Annotated in this window: 1 pseudogene; it reads left to right on the forward strand. The window is 65.4% G+C overall.

From position 1 onward, the window contains the following. A pseudogene (locus tag KJQ96_RS39825) lies at positions 1-217 on the forward strand (MFS transporter); the annotation flags it as partial.

A 217-nucleotide genomic window follows, 5' to 3' on the forward strand; every position in this document is an offset into this window, starting at 1 on the left:
TTGCCGTGTCGGTTCTCGCGTTCACGCCCACCGACGCCGGAACGCTCCTGTTGCCAAGCGGGGCGCTTTTCGTCGGCGCGCTCTTCATCGCCGCCTACCTCATGCAGGTCCGCGGCATCCCTCCGGTCGCCACCGTGCCCTTTGGCATCCTGACGATCATGGTCGCGATGTGGATGCTGTCCGGCTCGACCAGCGAAAGCGGTGCGGACGACATGAT

It is taken from the genome of Bradyrhizobium sp. sGM-13 (genome assembly GCF_018398875.1).
In the GTDB taxonomy this organism is placed as follows: Bacteria; Pseudomonadota; Alphaproteobacteria; order Rhizobiales; family Xanthobacteraceae; genus Bradyrhizobium.